Source organism: Leptospira neocaledonica (assembly GCF_002812205.1).
Classification (GTDB): Bacteria; Spirochaetota; Leptospiria; order Leptospirales; family Leptospiraceae; genus Leptospira_B; species Leptospira_B neocaledonica.
In genome coordinates this window covers 121,154-139,075 of the sequence record NZ_NPEA01000007.1, presented here as the reverse complement: position 1 = coordinate 139,075, position 17,922 = coordinate 121,154, and the positions used below count along the sequence as shown (strand labels likewise).

The following is a 17,922-nucleotide window of genomic DNA, read 5'->3' as shown; positions in this document are numbered from 1 at the left end:
TTAGGCACCGGCCTCTTTTAAGATCGCCTCTAAAGTTTCAGCAACAGTTTTAGTGGGATCCACTTTTCTCCATACTTTGCGGATGGTTCCATCGGGTCCCACCAAAAAGCTATCTCTAGAAAGTCCCTTGAACACTCTGCCTTGCCATTCTTGGTCTCCATAAACTCCTAAAGGACCGCTTAAACTTTGTTTCGGATCGGATAGAAGAGGAAAACTTAAATTGAACTTATCAATAAATTGTTGATGACTATCCAATGAATCTGAACTGATCCCATACACCTTTGCTCCGGCTTGCGTAAACTTTTCCAGATTGTCTCGATAAGAGCAGGCTTGTTTTGTACAACCTGGGGTATCGTCTTTCGGATAAAAATACAACAAGGTCCAAGAACCGCTTGAGTCTTTCGGTAGATTTACGGTGTTTCCTGCGGAGCTAGATAAACTTACTTCCGGTAATTTTTTGCCTTCCCACGAGTCGGACATAAAGTTTTCCTCCTATTTTCCCTTCCGGATAGTTTCTACCGAAAACATTTTTGGGAAAAGGAAAAAATCCTTTAAAAAACTTGAAATCTTGCAGTTTTTCTCATCCAATTACTACTGTCGAATAACGCATGGTGCAAAATCAAAAATATCCCGCTTTTACTTTCAGATCTCTAGTCTTTATTTCTTTTTTCTTATTCTCTTTTTACTCTCTGGGTTCTCAAGAAGAAGAGCCCATCCCAGGTTGGAAGGACCTGGATCTAAAAAGATTGGAGTGGGAATCCATACAAGGATTTAAACCTGAATTCAAATCCGGTTTCGAATCAACCGAGCCAGGGTATTCAAAAATAGAAAAATTTCCGATCGTTCTAAACCAACTTTATAAAACTCCTGTTTCCGACAAGATCCAGGAATTTACCATTCAAACAAAATTCAATTTGAGTTTCGATCCTAAGGCACAAGTTTTTTTAAATCCAATCCGACTTTACTTAAATTTTATAGGGGAGAATTGGGAAATTTATCTGAACGGACATCTTCTCCAAAAAGAGATCCATTTGGACTCCAACGGAAAAATGCAGATCCGAAAAACTCTACGAGATATAGAAATTCCTGTGGACTCAAGTATCCTTCAAGCCGGAGAAAATAGGATCGTATTTCGTTTATTAGGAGATGCGCCGGCAGTTCATCTTTCGGAAGAAGATTATCCCGTACTTTCTCCCGTATTCACTCCTACGAATGTGGATCTTGGATTTTATTTGGATGGGGATTATACATTAGGCGTTGAATACGATTTTTCCAAGAAGATCGGGATCTTAATCAACTTAAGTTTAAATACGATCTATATATTTTTCGGACTATATCATCTTCTTATTTTTTCCAAAAGAAGAACGGACAAATACAATCTATATTTCGGGGTCTTCTCCATTTCCATGGCGGTATACTCTTTAAGTAGATCCACGATCATTTTCGATTTTATACAAGATAGCACTTGGATTACAAGAATTGAATATGCTTCCGTGGCATTGCTTGCTCCATTCTTCTTACTTTTCCTTCACGATTATTTTTACGGATCTACTTTGCCGAATAAGGTAATACTTGGTATCACAGGATGGAGTTTTGGGATTTTCTTCTTTTCCTTTTTTGCTCCATTCCAATATTTGATGATCAGTTTGAGAGCTTGGCAGATCTCTATTTTACCTTCTCTTATCTATCTATTATACTTTATGGGAAAGGCGGTGTATCTTCGGAAAAAAGACGCTTCTCTCATGGCCATCAGCATGTTCATCATCGTATTCATTTCGGGTTACGATGTTTTGGATTCTATGTTCTTCCAATCAGGGATCCGATTCACTCAGTTTGCGTATCTTCTATTCGTGATCTCCTTAACCACCATACTTGCGAATCGATTCATTGATCTATACAAACAATCGGAAGAATTAAACATAGAACTGAGCCATCAAAAATTGGAGTTAGCTCGACAGAAGAATGCATTTTTCCGTTTTGTTCCGATGCAATTCTTAAGTGTGCTTGGAAAAGATTCAGCAGTAGATGTGAATCTGGGTGATTCTGCATTAAGAGAGATGAGCGTTCTATTCACCGACATTCGTTCTTTTACTACCATCTCGGAGAAGATGACTCCCGAAGAAAATTTCAGATTTATAAACGGCTATCTTGCTAAGATGGAACCTCTTATCCAAAAGTACGAAGGTTTTGTGGATAAGTTTATGGGGGATGCGATTCTTGCATTATTCTCCGCAGAAAGAGTGATCCATTCTGAAAATAATTGGGAAGGTAAGTCTGCCGCGGATAGGGCAGTTCTTGCGGCCATCGATATGAGAAGAAGGGTCCGGGAACTGGAAGAAGAAGTCAAAAGTGCTCACGGACATGTAAAGGGTGTACGGATCGGAATCGGTATTAATACCGGAAATCTGATGCTCGGGACAGTCGGATCTTCTCATAGATTGGATACGACTGTAATAGGAGACACGGTAAACGTCGCATCTCGTTTAGAAAGTCTCACAAATTTGTATAAGGCAGATATATTAGTTACTCAAAACACTTTATCTAGTCTTACGATCGCAGACGAACTCGCGATTCGAGAAGTGGACTCAGTTGTGGTTAAAGGAAAAAGCCAACCCATCATCATATATGAAATTTATGAATCAGATGATCCACATATTCGCAAACTAAAGGACGCCACTTTGGCTTTGATTTCTAGAGGGATCATTTTGTACAAGGTTGGAAATTTTAAGGAAGCTCTCCAAAATTTCGAACAAGCTCTGAAAGTTTATCCGGAAGATATAGTTGCTATATTATACAGAAAACGTTGCCAAGAATATATAGAGTCTCCACCCCTTGGAAATTGGGTCGGAGTGCAACACCTTCTTGAAAAGTAGAAGGTCGTTTTTCGCTTTCCATAAGATCCTCGGATCCTAAGAATAGACACCTATGATTTCTTATCCGGTGTACAAACTTATTCATATCCTTGGCATCTTATTCTTATTCTCCGCGTACGGTGGTCTGGCACTTCACGTATTAGGAGGAGGTACAAAAGAAAACGCTCCTCGAAAACTGATCGCTTCCGCTCACGGACTAGGCATGACCTTCGTATTGGTTGGAGGTTTTGGAATGTTAGCAAGGATTGGGCTTCTAACTAGTTTTCCTGGTTGGGTGATCGTCAAAATTCTGATCTGGCTTTTCTTTGGTGGATTACTGACAGCATATTATAAAAAACCCGAATTTGCAAAGATACTTTGGTTCGGTCTTCCAGCGCTTGGTACTTTCTCCGCTTATCTGGCATTGTACAAACCGTTTTAAGTTTTTATAAAGAAGCTTTATCAGATGTCCGGTTCTCATTTCTTGAGAATCGGTATTTAAAAAAAATACGTGAAGGGATGAACTTATGGCAAAGGTAACTGTTTCCAAGTCGGTTAAAAAACCAGTTTCTAAAAAAGATATTAGCCTGAAACCAATCAAAGATTTTGTTGGCTCCCGCAGCCTTCCTGCCCCTGTGGATCGTTTGGAAGATGTTCGCAGAAGAGCAAGAAGATTTAGAGAAAAATTTTTATCGGGGCCGCAAGTAGTATATTACAAATCCTTTGATTTGGTACGAGTTCCTTATCCTACCAAGTATGCTTTGCTGAATGCTTTTAGTTTACCCACTCCATTTCTGCATATCATCAATCGATTATTCATCATCCAATACAAAACATCGGAAGGGATCAAAACTCTATTATTTTCCCCATCCGATGTGGATGCGAATGCCGAAACCCCGTTTTTCAAAAGACTTTCCCAAAGTTTCGGGCCTTTCCAGAATATTGGAAGAAAGATTATGGCTCCTACTTTGAATACCGTGGAAGAATGTCTTAAACAAGTAGGACTTTCTCCGGAGAAGGTGGATTATATTTCCTTCGATCATTTGCATACTCAGGACCTTCGCAAATGGTTGGGAGCGAACGGCCAGCCCGGCTATTTCCCAAATGCAAAACTTCTAGTCATGAAAGAAGAATGGAATTCTATCCAAGGACTTCTTCCTCCTCAATCCGATTGGTATTGTCCGAACGGATCCGGTGGTATCTCCATGGATCGGGTCGTTCTATTAGATACGGACACCGAGCTTGGTGGTGGAGTTGCTTTGATCAGAACTCCTGGGCATACCTACGGAAATCATAGTTTGGTAGCAAATACTCCGGAGGGGATTTTTGTAACCAGCGAGAATGGAGTGAGTGCGGACAATTATAATCCGCTTAAGTCCAGGATCCCAGGTGTGCGTAAATATGCTAAAAACACAGGAATGGAAGTGATCTTAAACGGAAATACTCTGGAGATTGGCCTCGACCAATATATTTCCATGGTTTTGGAAAAAGAGATCGCTGGTCCTTCTTTGCGAAATCCGGAATTTTTTAACGTTATGCCTTCTTCTGAAATGAGCGGCTTCTGGCTTTTCCCTGGGACCAGTCCGACTTTTTCTTTTGGGCAATTAGAATTCGGTAATATAGTTACCCATTAGGAAATATACATGAATATACTCATCACTGGTGCAAACGGTGGTTTAGGCAAAAATCTTGCGGAGAAGGCCCACTCCTTAGGTCATAATATTCTTCTCACGAATCTGAACGAAAAAGCTCTGAAGGATTATGTTTCTAAGCAGAAGTTTGACAAGAACAAAGTCCTGACTGCCAAGTTAGATGTGACTTCTCCTTCCGATTGGAAGAAGGTAATGAATCTTGCTTATAAAAAATGGGGAAAACTGGATATTCTAATGAATGTGGCAGGATATCTTCTTCCAGGTTATATCGAAAATGTAAGTCCTAAGGATATAGACAGACATATAGATATCAACGCTAAGGGTTTGATGTATGGGACTAGAGAAGCTTCTATCCGTATGATAGAACAAGGAGGAGGGCATATTATAAATATTGCATCTTTGGCCGGTGTAGCTCCAATTCCTGGGATCTCTCTTTATTCTACTTCTAAGTTTGCAGTTAGAGGATTCTCCCTAGCGGTCGCTCAAGAATTGAAACCTAAAAAAGTATTCGTAAGTGTGGTTTGTCCCGACGCGATCCAAACACCGATGCTTGATCTGCAAAAAGATTATGAAGAAGCTTCCATGACATTCTCAGGAAACAGATATCTCAAAACGGAAGAAGTAACTGATATTATTTTTAACAAGGTCATTCCTAATAAACCTATGGAAGTTCTGATCCCTGGTTCCAGAGGATTTTTAGCAAAGGTAGGAAGTTTTCTGCCGGGGTTGAACGCGTTACTCAGCCCTTCTCTCATGGGAAAGGGGAAGAAGAAACAAAAAGTATACAAAAAGAGTTAAGGTGGACCTTTCTTATTTTTTCAATTTGGCCGGGGTCACCGTATTTGCGGTGTCAGGAGCCTTGGCCGCTGCGGAAAAAAAGACCTATCACGCGGACGCATTTAGTGTATTTTTCACGGGATTTATCACTGCGATCGGTGGAGGAACTTTAAGAGATATTACATTAGGAAATTATCCTGTCTCTTGGGTTTCCGATTCCAATGTTCTTTGGGCCATCTTTGTGGGTTTTGCGATCACATTCGTATTTCCTAAACTTTTAATCCGAATGAAAACCGGGATTTTCTTTTTCGACACAGTTGGGATAGGAATTTATACCGTGATTGGAACTAGGATTTCCTTACTTAGCGGAGTGAATCCTTTTGCCGCAGCGATTCTAGGAATGGTATCTGCGGTGTTCGGAGGAGTGATCCGAGACACTCTTATCAATGAGGTTCCTATGATCTTTCGTAGAGAAATTTATGCAACTGCATGTTTGGCAGGAGCAATCTTATACATTGTATTAGATAGATATGAAGTGGATGGAAGTTTAAACACTGCGGTTTCTGCCTTTCTTGTGATATTAGTACGAATGATCGCAGTTCGATTTAATCTATCTCTTCCTAAATTCCGTTTGCCTGAATAACAGAGCCTCTTAAAATCCGATCTGGTTTTTCGAAGGAGAATCAAGGATGTATAGAAAAGGGTCTAACCACGGATTACTTTGGGTTTTTGTAGTTGCACTTTTACTGATCGTTTTTATGAAACCGAAAGATAACGGAGCATCTTACACTTCTTATTTTAAGGATCTAAATGCGGAACTCAAACAAAATGGTCCCGGAAAACCGATCGTATTACTCGACTTGGATCGTTTGGATTCAAATTTAAAACTTCTGAAAGAAAAAATTAAGCCCCCTCTATCTTACAGAGTGGTTGTAAAGTCTCTTCCTTCTATAGATTTGCTTAAGTACATCGTAAATGCCACAAATTCCAAAAGACTAATGGTATTTCATTCTGGAGATATCGTCATGTTATTGAACGATCCAGAATTCCAAAAATTTGATATTCTTTTGGGAAAACCGATGCCGATCGCTGCCTTGGAAAACATATACTCCAAAACCAAAAAAGAAAACTTTCAAAATGTACAATGGTTGGTGGATACATCGAATCGTGTGGAACAATACTTAGATTTTGCAAAGAAGAAGGAACTAAAATTAAAACTAAGCTTAGAGATAGATATAGGACTACATAGAGGGGGGTTTGCTAAACCGGAAGAATCTTTGACTGCGTTGGAACTCCTACATTCGAATCCTAAAAATCTAGAACTCTCCGGATATATGGGATACGAACCTCATGTGGCTTCCGTTCCGGTTATTTTCGGAAATAAGATCTCCGCTATGGAAAAATCTCTCCAAAATTCCTTGGACAAATATTCGGATTTCGTAAAGTTAGGGAAAGAGAAGTTTCCCAACTTATTTCAAAAGGAATTGGTATTCAACGGGGGAGGAAGTAAAACGTATAACTTCTACCAAAAGAATCCGGGAGTGGTCAACGATGTGTCCTTAGGATCTGCTTTGGTAAAACCTACGGATTTCGATGTGGAAAGTTTAGAAGAACATAGTCCTGCCGTTTATATTGCTACTCCTGTTTTAAAAAAGTTAGAAGGAACTAAAATCCCTTTCTTAGAATCTTTATCCTTTCTATTTCCGATCTGGAATCCGAACCAAGAAGTGACTTATTTCATTTACGGTGGAGCCTTCTCCGCCAAAAAAGAATCTCCTAAAGGGCTCGAAGACAATTCTTTATTCGGCACAAGCACGAATCAAAGTATTTTAAATGGATCCAAGGCGACTTCTTTAGAGCCGGATGATCATGTATTTTTCCGTCCTACCCAAAGTGAAAAGGTAATGGCAGAGATGGGTGAGATCCATCTGGTTCGTTCGGGCAAATTAATCGGTATATGGAAAACTTTTATCAATTGAGATAGAACAAATCCGTAACGCGTAGAAGAACTTCTCAATTGATGAAAGAACAAACTCTTTCGAATCGAACCATGGCAGGTTATGCCTCCGCAGAAGTGGGGATCACTGCTGTGGAAACTATGGCCCAGATCTATCTTCTGGATTTTTATGTTTCCACTGTAGGTTTAAAACCTTCTCTGTTTGGTTTGGCTATGCTCGTCGCTATTTTATGGGATGCGATCAGCGATCCTATTATGGGATATATCTCGGATCGGACCAGTTTTACAAACGGAAGACGACGTCCTTATATTGTAGTTGGAGGATTTTTACTCGGCTTAGGTGTGTACTTTCTTTTTACACCTCCTGAGTTAGAAACCCAAACTTCCAAGTTTTTGTATTTGGTACTAACTTATTTTTTCACGAATACATTTATGACTATGATCGCAGTTCCTCATATTAGTTTGGGAGGAGAGATCGGTTTTACATCAGGAGAAAGGAATCGAATTTTCGGTTGGAGATTGTTTTTTGCAAATTTAGGACTTTTGTTAGGATTATTACTTCCTGCAATTTGGGTTTCCTTGGGAAAGGATGGATTTACATCCAGGAGTTATTCTTCTGCGAGTATCTGGATTTTATTATGTTTTGTATCGTATTCTACTTATCGTTTTACCAAAGGAAGAGATTTTCCTTATCACAAATCTTCAGGAAAGCCGAGTTCTGTCGGGGAGAATATTCTATCTTTTTTTAAATCAGCATCTTTTATATTAAAAAATCGTTATTTTCTGCCTCTACTTTTGGCATTTATAGTGGCAACTGCTGCAAGAACTTTGAATTCTTCCCTCGGACTTTTATATTATAAGGAAAGATTACTTTTAGAAGACTCTCAAGTGGTAGTACGTATCCTTCTCCCTTTCGTATTTTTTCTTACGATCTCAATTCCACTTTGGATTTACTTAGCAAAAAGATTCGGTAAAAAGCAGCCTGCATTCTGGGGAAGTTTTTTACTCGGCGTACTGACAATCATTTTGTATCCGATCTTGCCTCAAAGATCTTATGAGGCTCCTTTGATTGCCGCATTTTTCGGCGGAATATTTGCAGGATCCATTCTTCTTTTCGATTCCTTGGTGGCTGATGTAGTGGACTATGATGAACTTCTGACAGGAGAAAAAAGAGAAGGTGCTTATTTCGGTTTTTGGAAGATGGCAACCAAGATTATCAGAGCAATTGGCTTTGCATTTTTAGGATTTTTATTGGAAACAATAGGATACCAAGCCGGGGCACAAACACAAGACCCCGAATTAGGTTGGAGACTTACACTTTTATTCGGGCCGGTAGTAGGGAGTTTATTTGTTCTTGCCTCTCTGGTCTTTACACAAATGGGCCTGACTGCAGAGGTGCACACAAAAATCCAGTGGCTTCTATCAAGAAAAAAGAATATTCAAAAAAGAAGAAGTTCCGGCACTCCGGCCGGATAAGTTTCAATATCTGTATTTCTTCTTAATTTCTTTTAAAGCGTCCTGGATATGTTTTTGTCTAACCTGAGGCCTTAGGTTCTTGCGGATCGGAAGATAACTTTCGGTAGTCGCAAGGCTTTTATGACCTAAAAACTCTCTAATATCTTCTAAACTTTTCCCTTCTGCCAATTGGTGGATTGCACGACTATGTCTGAGAGTGAACAGGGTCACTTGGGTTTTGATTCCTGATTCCTTTGCCAGATCGCCGACTAAACGTTCTACATTCCTGGAAGTCAAATGAGTGCCTTGGTACTTGCCTGGGAACAAATAAGAGCTTTTTTCTGTTCCGACTTCCTTTTCGAACTTCTTCAAAATCTTTTGTAATTCTCCATCCATCAAAACGGTTCTGTTTTGTGTGGGAATAGGGGAGTCCACTTTGATCGTCTTTTTCGAAAGATCGAATTGTCCCCATTTCAGACGAATGATTTCACCTACTCTTAAACCTGCATAATAGGCCAACGCACAAAGAAGATGGGATCTAGGAGACTCGGATGCGGTCTCTAAAAGAAGTGTAATCTCTTTTTGGTTTAAAACCTTTGGGGTCTTGTATTCCCTTGCAGGTCGTCTGAAGTCTTCGAATACATTCATATCCAGAACTTCTTCAAAAAACATTTTTAAAGAACTGATATTGATCTGGATTGTGGAAGAGGAAACCTTCTTCTTCCTTAAATATTCTATGTACTTTTCGATATCCTTTGTAACTACTTTTTCCGCGGGTTTGTCCGCGAACAAAAGAAAGTCCAAATTGTATCTTAGGTAAGTGTATTCGGTCGCCTTTTTATAATTTCTTTGCCGAATTACCTTTACTAGTTTCTCGAAGGAAGACTTATTCTTCTTCGGGACCTCCGTATCTATCATCTCGGACCTCTAGTACTAACTGTATCATTTTTATATTTTGTTTATCCGGATGTTCTAAAGGATCTATTTATCAAATGGATCCGCGATGTAGGAGTTCCAACACACGCGATCACTAGTAAATTCCCCGGTTTGTTGGAATTCCAACATCGGGCATTCGCCTTTTAGAATGATTTTTTTCTTATCCGGTTATAACGAAGATTCTAATTCCATTAGAAAGTCGTAAAGATATTTATGATTTTAATAATATCTTATAAATTCGGGCGTTCAAGGAAAAGGCAGAACGCCCTTTTTATACTAGGTCCAGCCGGATCTGCGTAGGATTTCCTCGCAAGCTTCTTCTACGCTGCGGTCATCTAGGGCAATCTGGATATCCGAATGAGCCCTGTACTGAGGTAGTCTGGATTCCAAAATTGTTTTATAAGATAGAACAGAACTTAAGGGGGGACGGGTAGGATCGTTCTGGATTTTCTCGACTAAGTATTCGGATTTTCTGGATAGAGAGATCACAAATGAGGTTTCTTTCAGGATCTTGGTCTTTCTTTCGCTTACGATCTCTTTACCGGAATCGTCTTGGTCGAATAATATGCCGCCTCCACAATCCAAGATCAGATTTTTAGAACCTGAAACTTGTTTTAGGATCTGGAATTCTAGGTCGCGGAAGGGTTTCCAATTTCCGGAATGTGATTTTACGAAGTCTGGAATGGACACTCCACCTGTCAGGTAGACAGCTATCATGTCTGTGGAAATTACCGGTTTGCCTGTGAGTTTGGAAAGTTTACGGGAGATTTTGGATTTTCCGACGCCTCTAGGACCAATCAGGGCGATGTTTTTCAAACCGAGATCAACTCTTCGATATGTTTAGCCATCTCCGGTAAAAGAGTGTAATACATTTGCAGATCTCCCTCTGTCACACCTATGTTTTGCAAGGCTTTAGAGGAGAGTGGAATTTTTAAACCGCCTATGTCAATTCCCATTCCACCTAAGACCACGATACAATTCGCGATATGTATTATGGAAACTAATTCAGGGAACTGCGTGGCCTTTTCAGGTTCGGTATAATATCTGGCTACCTCGATCAATTCCTGAGGAAAATTCCATTTTTCCAAAAGTTTTGCGCCTGTCTCTTGGTGAGTGTATCCGAAAAACTTAGCTTCCAGGTCAGTATACGGTCCTTGGTAGGTTTGTAATTCGGTCCTGAATTGCATGAGCACTGTAGGGAAAAAATCAGCGAGTATTACTTTGCCTATATTATGAAGAAGTCCTGCAGTAAATACTACGTCCTTATCCACTTTTAGTTTTTTCTGAACTGCGATCCTTTTAGCGAGCTCCGCTACGATTAAGGAATGCATCCAGTTTGCTTCTCCATCTACCTGATAACCTTTCAATTCCTTTTTCAGAATACCTTTGGTTTCGTTTAGAAGAATAATTTCTTTTACTGTTTTAATCCCGAGAGTCATCAAAGACTCTTGTACGGTTTTTACAGGTTTAGCGGGACGAAAGTAGGCAGAGTTGGAAAGTTTGATCACTGCAGCAGTAAGTCCGGGATCTTTGGAAATTTCCTTAGCTAGGTCTGCGATTACAACATCCGGTTTTCCCACCATCTCCATTACTTTACTTACTACGGAAGAGATTTTAGGGAGCTGGGCCTCGTTTTCAAAAAGTTGATCTATCTTTTCTTTCATTACGCTACCTGACCTTATAAAGGTACTTTTCGAATCCGCCCTTCTTTAAAAGGATCCTGCCATCATCCAAATAGAGACTAATCGTTCTGCCTTCATGGCCTCCGACATCTTCTACGAGTAACGTTATTTTTTCTTTATCTAAAAATTCTTTTGCGACGTTTACGTTCAGGTCACCAATGTTCTGCAGAAAACTTGAGTTCATTCCCTTGAACATGGAAGCTCCACCGAATAGGCGAGCGTAATATTCTCCCTTGCCGCAGCCTAGCTCAGTCATTCTTTTTACTAATTCCGGAAGAGCGGTATCCGCGTACTTGTGCGGGTTTTTAGCGGAATCCTTTCCGGAAGGATCTTTGGCCAGCATGATATGGGCCATAGCTCCTACTTTTTTTTCAGGAGAATAAAAAACGACTCCGATACAGGAACCTAATGTGGTACGGATCACCGAAGGGGACTGGCCGCCTTGGATATCTGCGATCCCGACGTTTATAGTTTTTACGTCCTTATTGAGCATACTTTCTGTCAGTAATAACCGGGTAGTATTTTAGGATCATCCTAGTTCCTTCAAATCATTTTTCCTAGAAATTTGACCGGGCCTGGATCGAATTATGTGACGATTTAACTTTCTAAAAATCTCGTGGGAATCCCCATTCTTTTTGGAAAAATAGAGTTTCATATCATCCAGCGTAAAGGAAACTGTATGTACAGAAAGGAAATCGACCCTCTTGCAAACAATCGCCTCCTCAGAACCGATCCGTACCTTGGAATTAAACGGTTCCCAGATCACTATTTTGGGAACGGCTCATATTAGCCAAAAAAGTATAGATGAAGTTGAAAGAATCATCCAAGAAGAAAAACCGGACACGGTTTGTGTAGAACTTTGCGCCTCCAGAATGAGATCCGTTCAGGATCCGGACCACTGGAAAAAATTGGATATTTTCAAAGTTTTCAAGGAAAGAAAGATGTGGCTTCTTCTTTCCAGCCTGATCCTTTCTTCTTTCCAAAAAAAATTAGGCTACGGAAACATTCGTCCCGGTGACGAAATGAGAAAGGCAATTGAAGAAGGAAATAAGATCCATGCTAAGATAGTACCAGTAGACAGGGAGATTTCCATCACTCTCAAAAGAGCATGGTGGAATGTAGGATTTTGGAGTAGAATGTTATTATTCTCCACCTTAGTAAGCTCTCTTATCGTTAAAGAAGAGATCTCTCCAGAAAAAATAGAAGAGATGAAGTCAGACGATGTGCTCAAGGATTTATTCTCTCAACTTCCCTCCAGATACCAGTCCGTTAAAAATGTGATCATAGACGAAAGAGACGCATATCTAGCGCAAAGGATCAGACAACAAGCGGCAGTAGGTAAGAAAATTTTTGCAGTAGTTGGTGCAGGACATTTAGAAGGAATTGTAAAACATATCGTAGAAGATAAGGATATCGACCATTTGGATATCCAACCGACCAAGGGTTTCTGGGATAGAGTTCGTCCTTTATTATTCCCTGCGATTATCATTTCCGCATTCACAGCACTTTATTGGTTCGGAGGAAAAGAAGAAGGCCAGGAATTTTTAATAAGATGGATCCTAGTCAAGGGAACACTTGCTGCAATCGGAGCGATCATCGCGCTTGCACATCCAGTCTCTATTCTTCTTGCATTTATCGCAGCTCCAATTGGGAATTTTAATCCTATCATCAAACCGGGCTGGGTAGCGGCATTATCCGAATCCTGGTTTAGAAAACCATTGGTAGAAGATTTCGAAAGATTGGGAGAAGATACCGAAACTTTCAGCGGGTATTGGAAGAATAAGGTAACTCGTATCTTCTTAGTATTTATGCTTCCTCAGATCGGAAGTAGTATAGGAACCTTCATAGTGTCTAAACAGATTTTTGATAAAATGCTAAAATTTGTGGGCGCTTTTTTCTAAAATTTGCATACGATTTGTAGCCCATGCGAAAGGAAATCAGGAATCGATCTTTAATCCTATCTAGTTTTCTTTTGATGATCTTCTTCTCTTTTCCTGTTTGGGGAGAAGGTCCGGTCTACGAAAAAAAAGACCGCTTCTTCTTGGAAGAGAAGATGGATGGCGTTTCCCTTCTTCCTTATCTTTCCGTCTACCAAGATGAGACCGGCAAAAAGTCCTTTAAAGAAGTATTAAAAATATTCGACCAAGGTGGGTCGGAAAAGATTTTCCAAAACAGTTTAGGATATTCTAAATCTGCGATTTGGGTGCGTCTTAAAACGGAGAATCAAACTAGTAAAGTTATAGATTGGATCTTAGAGATAGATTATGCTCTTTTGGACTATGTAGATCTTTATGTCGGAAGGGTTTCCGATTCTGCAATCAATCACTCTGGAGATTTAAGAGAATTCGGCACTCGCCCGATCGAACATAGAAACTTTGCATACCCTTTTTCGGATGAGCCGGGTTCTAAAAGAGAAGTTTACTTTAGGATTGCAAGCTCCAGTTCTATTTTATTACCTTTTTTGACATTCTCCAAAAACGAATTTATAGAACATTCTTCCACCGAACAACTCGCGCTTGGATTGTATTACGGCTCCATGCTTATTATGGTGGTGTATAATCTTTTTCTTTTATTTTCTACCAAAGACAAAAGTTACCTATATTATGTTATTTATATATTAACTTATATACTCTTCCAGTTTACTTTGAATGGGCTTTCTTTCCAATATTTATGGAGAAGTTCCGTTTTATGGGCAAATTATAGTCTGCCGTTCTCTATTTTTTCAGTGATCTTGACTGCAGGAGCATTCAGCAGGTCCTTTTTGAATGCTCCTGAATACACTCCTAAAACTTCTAAATTGTACTATCTTCTCTTCTTATTGAGTTTTGGAGGGATGGTTTCCACATTATTCATTTGGGAATATAGAACTGCAATCATGAGTAGTTTAGTCCTTATGTTCTTTACATTAGGATTTTTAATCTCTAACGGTATACAATGTTTGATAGCAGGGAGAAGAGAGGCAAAATACTTTCTGTTTGCTTGGTCTTCTTTTTTGTTCTTTAGCTTTTTATTCGGTTTAAAATCTTTCGGGATACTGCCGAATAACTTTTTCACCCTATGGGGAATACAAGTGGGTTCCGTGATGGAAGTTAGCCTTCTATCCTTGGGGTTGGCAGATCGGATCAAACGTTTGTCGGATCAATTGAAACAAAGAGTAGAAGAATTAGGAAAGATCCGAAATTATGCAGAAGAATCGGAAGCAAAATACAGAAGTTTGTTCGAAGTAGAAGAGGACTTTTTATTCTCTTTGGACCAAAATTGGAATATCCTCGCCGCAAACAGATCCGTTTCCAAACATATAGGATTTAAACCCCAAGAAGTGATCGGTAAAAACTTCATGGAGCTGATTTATAAGGCTGGAGAATTGCAGGACGCTTATAAGAAATTATACGTATTAGAAAAACTGGAAGAACTCGCTTCCGAAGGAAAGCCGGTTCGATTCCTAGGAGAATTTCTCCAAAAATATTTGAGAGAACCTAAGGAATTGCAGGTGCAGTTCCAAATTTTGGAATATGAGGGCCAAAGGGAAATTTTAGGAAGAGCCTACGAGCCGGACCAGGACTTGATGTCTAGATATGTGGATGATGAGAAGACTGTCTATTCTGCAAATAATTATCTACAAAATGCAGAACTTCTAAGCCAAAGAATGACTGCAAACTTATACAGATTCGTAGATCCGGGCACGATCACTGCAATGAGAAACTGCCTCAGAGAAATGATCATCAACGCAATCGAACATGGAAATTTGAATATCAGCTTCGAGGAAAAAACCAGAGCAATGTCGGAAGGGAATTATTTCAGGTTCGTACAGGAAAGACAGAAAGATCCTTATTATAAATCCAAAAAAGTAAAAGTGGAATATTCACTTTCCAGAGATAGAATAGGGGTCAGGATCACGGATGAAGGAAAAGGATTTAATCATGCTAGACTACAAAAGAGCAGCATGGAAAAACTGAATTCTGAAGGGATCACTCATGGACGAGGACTTACTCTTACCTTGGCCACATTCGATCTGGTGAAATTTAATAGCACCGGAAACCAAGTCACATTAGTTAAATATTTTTAATATAGGCGGGAAAATGAAAATTCGGGTCTTCCTATTAGCATCTATACTTATATTAGGTTCTTGTGTTTCTTCCGGTGAAGTCAGAAAGAAAGCGAAGGATCCGAATGCCGGGGTTGCAAGTATTGCCTCCGAACTCAGATACCAATTTTTAGCCTCTTTGAAAGCGCAAGGAGGCAAACTTCCTGCAAGACTTGCTATCTTGAATATAATCAACGAGGACGGGAGCAATTCTCAACTAGGAAGGCTTGTCACAGATAGACTTGGAAAAGAATTATTCGATCCTAAAACATTCCAATTATTGGAGAGAGATAGATTGAATCGGGTCATAGGAGAGCAGGATTTCCAAGCAAGTGGGCTCGTACTTAACGATCAGATCGTATCTATAGGAAAACTTGCCGGGGCCGAGTATCTAGCTTTAGGACAACTTGTATTCCAAGACCAGGAATTTTTATTAAATATCAGGATCGTTTCCTTGGGTGGAGTGATCTGTGCTACTGCAGATATAGTCTTCGATTCGGATAACGAGACTTATTCTAAATATAAGGAATCCGTTAAATAGATACGGAATCCGCTTTCAAATATAGCGGGGAAATACTATAGCTAGCGGTCCTTTCTTTTTAAGTAATTACTTGAAGAATACTTCCTGGTTCTTAATCTGTCTGTAAGTTTATGAAGGCGATGTTTCGTTTCCTGATATTAGGCATTTTTCTTTTTTCCGTAACGAATTTGTATTCGGAGGTGCCTAAACATTCTGAGATGGATAAGACACTTCTTGCCATTTGGAATAAAACTTTTCCTGTACCTTATACAAAGATCCTAAAACGAGATCTTGCTGAAAAAGGTGTTTTGTATTATAGAAAAAATTCCAAAAAATCGGTATATATCTATTCTTATTCTGTCTTCCTTCCTCTGTATGAAGAGCAGAATGAGAAACCGGTAAAAAAAGAAGATAGTGGAAGAGAAGTAAAATTAAAATTGATCTATGATCCTTCTTCGAAAGACGAAAAATATACGATCGAATTGGGCGAATTTGATGAAATGTACGATGCGAAAGGAATTATAAGATGGATTCGATGACAGCAGGATCTGAAAAATTAGTCAGAGAAAAAATGTTGGCCGAAGGACTCTCTGAAGAGTTCATTTCCGATTTTATTTCCAAGATCCAAGAAGTCCGAAATGGAGAAACCGGGATCGTAAAATGGGAAGAAGTAGGGGACCTGGACCCGAATAAGGATGAGATTTCCTTAGAAAAAATCGAATCGGAATATTCAGGAGATCCCAAATTTTTAAAAGAATTAGTAGTGATCAAACTGAATGGAGGCCTCGGTACCAGCATGGGGCTTTCCGGACCAAAATCCTTGATAGAGATCAAGGATGGAATGAGCTTCTTAGAAGTTGTCTGCAGACAAATAGAATTCATCCGACAAAAATATAATCTCGAAGTTCCTTTGATCTTGATGGACAGTTTTAGCACTCAGAAAGAAAGCCAAGACGAACTTACAAAAATTAAATTCTCCCAAAATTATCCTACAAGTTTCTTACAACATAAGGTTCCTAGACTCGTTGTTCCGGAACTAAAACCTTTGGAAATTTCCAAAGATAATTCCGAAGAGTGGTGTCCTCCCGGTCATGGGGATATCTGGTTCACACTTTTAGAAACAGGGCTATTGGATCGACTTCTTGAAAACGGATACAAAGTTGCATTCGTTTCTAACGGAGACAATTTAGGTGCAACTGTTCATCCTGGAATATTAGAATATATTCTGAAAGAAAACTTGGACTTCTGCATGGAGATGACTCCCAAGACACTCGCTGATAAAAAAGGCGGAGCGATTTTCAGAAGGGTAGTCGGTGGAGAAAAAAAGAATTTACAATTATTGGAAACTGCCCAGGTGCCTTCCGATCACATGCATGAGTTCGAGGGCTTGGGTAAATTTAGAACATTCTCCACTAATAATCTTTGGATACGATTGGATGTATTAAAAGAAAAATTACTCGCAGGGAATTTCAAACTATCATTGATCGTGAATCCTAAAAAGGTAGAAGGGAAGGAGGTCCTACAGTTAGAGACCGCGATGGGATCCGCCATCCAAAACTTCTCCAACACAAAGGGTCTCATTATACCAAGAGATCGTTTTGCTCCCGTAAAAAAATGTGAGGATTATCTAGTCAGACGTTCAGACGCATATTCTTTAAATCCAGATTTCTCGGTGACTATGTCGGAAGAAAGAAAGATGTTGGGTCTCGGAGAATTAGTCATCTCCTTAGATGAAACATACTATAAGAAGGTAAAAGATTTTACGGATCGTATACAAGCTATTCCTTCTTTAGTGCGCTGCACCTCCTTGAAAGTCGAAGGAGATATTTTGTTTGATAAGAAAGTAATTATAGAAGGAGATGTTATATTAATAAACCCCGGACCAGGACAAAGAAAATTGTCCGAATTAGGTGTGGACCGAATCTCGAACGATAGTTTACGTTTCCGCTTTACATAAAACAACAGTCGTTTAAAATCCAGTCCACGGGCTTCCGAGTAAGTAAGCCC

17 protein-coding genes are annotated in these 17,922 nt (G+C 39.6%); 12 read left to right on the top strand and 5 right to left on the bottom strand.

The annotated features are described in order from the left end of the window. Positions 1-480 (bottom strand): peroxiredoxin, encoded by a 480-nt coding sequence (locus CH365_RS13650; RefSeq protein WP_100769126.1) that lies wholly within the window; start codon positions 478-480, stop codon positions 1-3. 128 nt (positions 481-608) lie between these two features. On the opposite strand from CH365_RS13650, the gene CH365_RS13645 reads away from it, so the two are divergent. The 7 genes from CH365_RS13645 to CH365_RS13615 all read left to right on the top strand — a co-directional run bounded on the left by CH365_RS13645 (position 609) and on the right by CH365_RS13615 (position 8,714). Beyond that, positions 609-2,873 (top strand): adenylate/guanylate cyclase domain-containing protein, encoded by a 2,265-nt coding sequence (locus CH365_RS13645; RefSeq protein ID WP_100769125.1) that lies wholly within the window; start codon positions 609-611, stop codon positions 2,871-2,873. A gap of 52 nt (positions 2,874-2,925) precedes the next feature. Then, positions 2,926-3,294: a hypothetical protein gene (locus CH365_RS13640; RefSeq protein WP_100769124.1), complete on the top strand. Its 369-nt coding sequence runs from the start codon at positions 2,926-2,928 to the stop codon at positions 3,292-3,294. Between the two features lie 85 nt (positions 3,295-3,379). Beyond that, positions 3,380-4,486: an MBL fold metallo-hydrolase gene (locus CH365_RS13635; RefSeq protein WP_100769123.1), complete on the top strand. Its 1,107-nt coding sequence runs from the start codon at positions 3,380-3,382 to the stop codon at positions 4,484-4,486. Positions 4,487-4,495: 9 nt separating this feature from the next. Then, positions 4,496-5,302 carry an SDR family oxidoreductase gene (locus CH365_RS13630; RefSeq protein WP_100769122.1) on the top strand — a complete coding sequence of 269 codons (807 nt, stop codon included), beginning with the start codon at positions 4,496-4,498 and terminating at the stop codon, positions 5,300-5,302. Position 5,303: 1 nt separating this feature from the next. Further along, positions 5,304-5,924 (top strand): trimeric intracellular cation channel family protein, encoded by a 621-nt coding sequence (locus CH365_RS13625; protein WP_100769121.1) that lies wholly within the window; start codon positions 5,304-5,306, stop codon positions 5,922-5,924. A gap of 46 nt (positions 5,925-5,970) precedes the next feature. Continuing rightward, positions 5,971-7,260 carry an alanine racemase gene (locus tag CH365_RS13620; RefSeq protein ID WP_100769120.1) on the top strand — a complete coding sequence of 430 codons (1,290 nt, stop codon included), beginning with the start codon at positions 5,971-5,973 and terminating at the stop codon, positions 7,258-7,260. 41 nt (positions 7,261-7,301) lie between these two features. Then, positions 7,302-8,714, top strand: a complete 1,413-nt coding sequence (locus CH365_RS13615; protein ID WP_100769119.1) for an MFS transporter — start codon at positions 7,302-7,304, stop codon at positions 8,712-8,714. Between the two features lie 3 nt (positions 8,715-8,717). On the opposite strand, the gene CH365_RS13610 is transcribed toward CH365_RS13615, so the two are convergent. The 4 genes from CH365_RS13610 to CH365_RS13595 form a co-directional block, all read right to left on the bottom strand. After that, positions 8,718-9,611, bottom strand: a complete 894-nt coding sequence (locus tag CH365_RS13610; protein WP_100769118.1) for a tyrosine-type recombinase/integrase — start codon at positions 9,609-9,611, stop codon at positions 8,718-8,720. A 294-nt stretch (positions 9,612-9,905) separates the two neighbouring features. Next, positions 9,906-10,445 (bottom strand): shikimate kinase, encoded by a 540-nt coding sequence (locus tag CH365_RS13605; RefSeq protein WP_100769117.1) that lies wholly within the window; start codon positions 10,443-10,445, stop codon positions 9,906-9,908. Beyond that, complete coding sequence (locus CH365_RS13600; RefSeq protein ID WP_100769116.1) at positions 10,442-11,293, bottom strand: HDOD domain-containing protein; 852 nt, start codon at positions 11,291-11,293, stop codon at positions 10,442-10,444. Before CH365_RS13600 ends, CH365_RS13605 begins: the two co-directional genes overlap by 4 nt. A gap of 4 nt (positions 11,294-11,297) precedes the next feature. Next, positions 11,298-11,804 (bottom strand): chemotaxis protein CheD, encoded by a 507-nt coding sequence (locus tag CH365_RS13595; protein WP_100769115.1) that lies wholly within the window; start codon positions 11,802-11,804, stop codon positions 11,298-11,300. Positions 11,805-12,015: 211 nt separating this feature from the next. On the opposite strand from CH365_RS13595, the gene CH365_RS13590 reads away from it, so the two are divergent. The 5 genes from CH365_RS13590 (at position 12,016) to CH365_RS13570 (ending at position 17,872) form a co-directional block, all read left to right on the top strand. Next, positions 12,016-13,212 (top strand): TraB/GumN family protein, encoded by a 1,197-nt coding sequence (locus CH365_RS13590; protein ID WP_100769114.1) that lies wholly within the window; start codon positions 12,016-12,018, stop codon positions 13,210-13,212. Positions 13,213-13,235: 23 nt separating this feature from the next. Further along, the gene (locus CH365_RS13585) at positions 13,236-15,377 is read left to right on the top strand and encodes a 7TM diverse intracellular signaling domain-containing protein (RefSeq protein ID WP_100769113.1); all 2,142 of its coding nucleotides are present in this window, start codon (positions 13,236-13,238) and stop codon (positions 15,375-15,377) included. Positions 15,378-15,390: 13 nt separating this feature from the next. Beyond that, complete coding sequence (locus tag CH365_RS13580; RefSeq protein ID WP_100769112.1) at positions 15,391-15,936, top strand: CsgG/HfaB family protein; 546 nt, start codon at positions 15,391-15,393, stop codon at positions 15,934-15,936. 110 nt (positions 15,937-16,046) lie between these two features. Then, on the top strand, positions 16,047-16,454 hold the full coding sequence (locus CH365_RS13575; RefSeq protein WP_100769111.1) for a hypothetical protein: 408 nt from the start codon (positions 16,047-16,049) through the stop codon (positions 16,452-16,454). Further along, positions 16,442-17,872 carry a UTP--glucose-1-phosphate uridylyltransferase gene (locus CH365_RS13570; RefSeq protein ID WP_100769110.1) on the top strand — a complete coding sequence of 477 codons (1,431 nt, stop codon included), beginning with the start codon at positions 16,442-16,444 and terminating at the stop codon, positions 17,870-17,872. Before CH365_RS13575 ends, CH365_RS13570 begins: the two co-directional genes overlap by 13 nt. Positions 17,873-17,922: the final 50 nt, after the last annotated feature.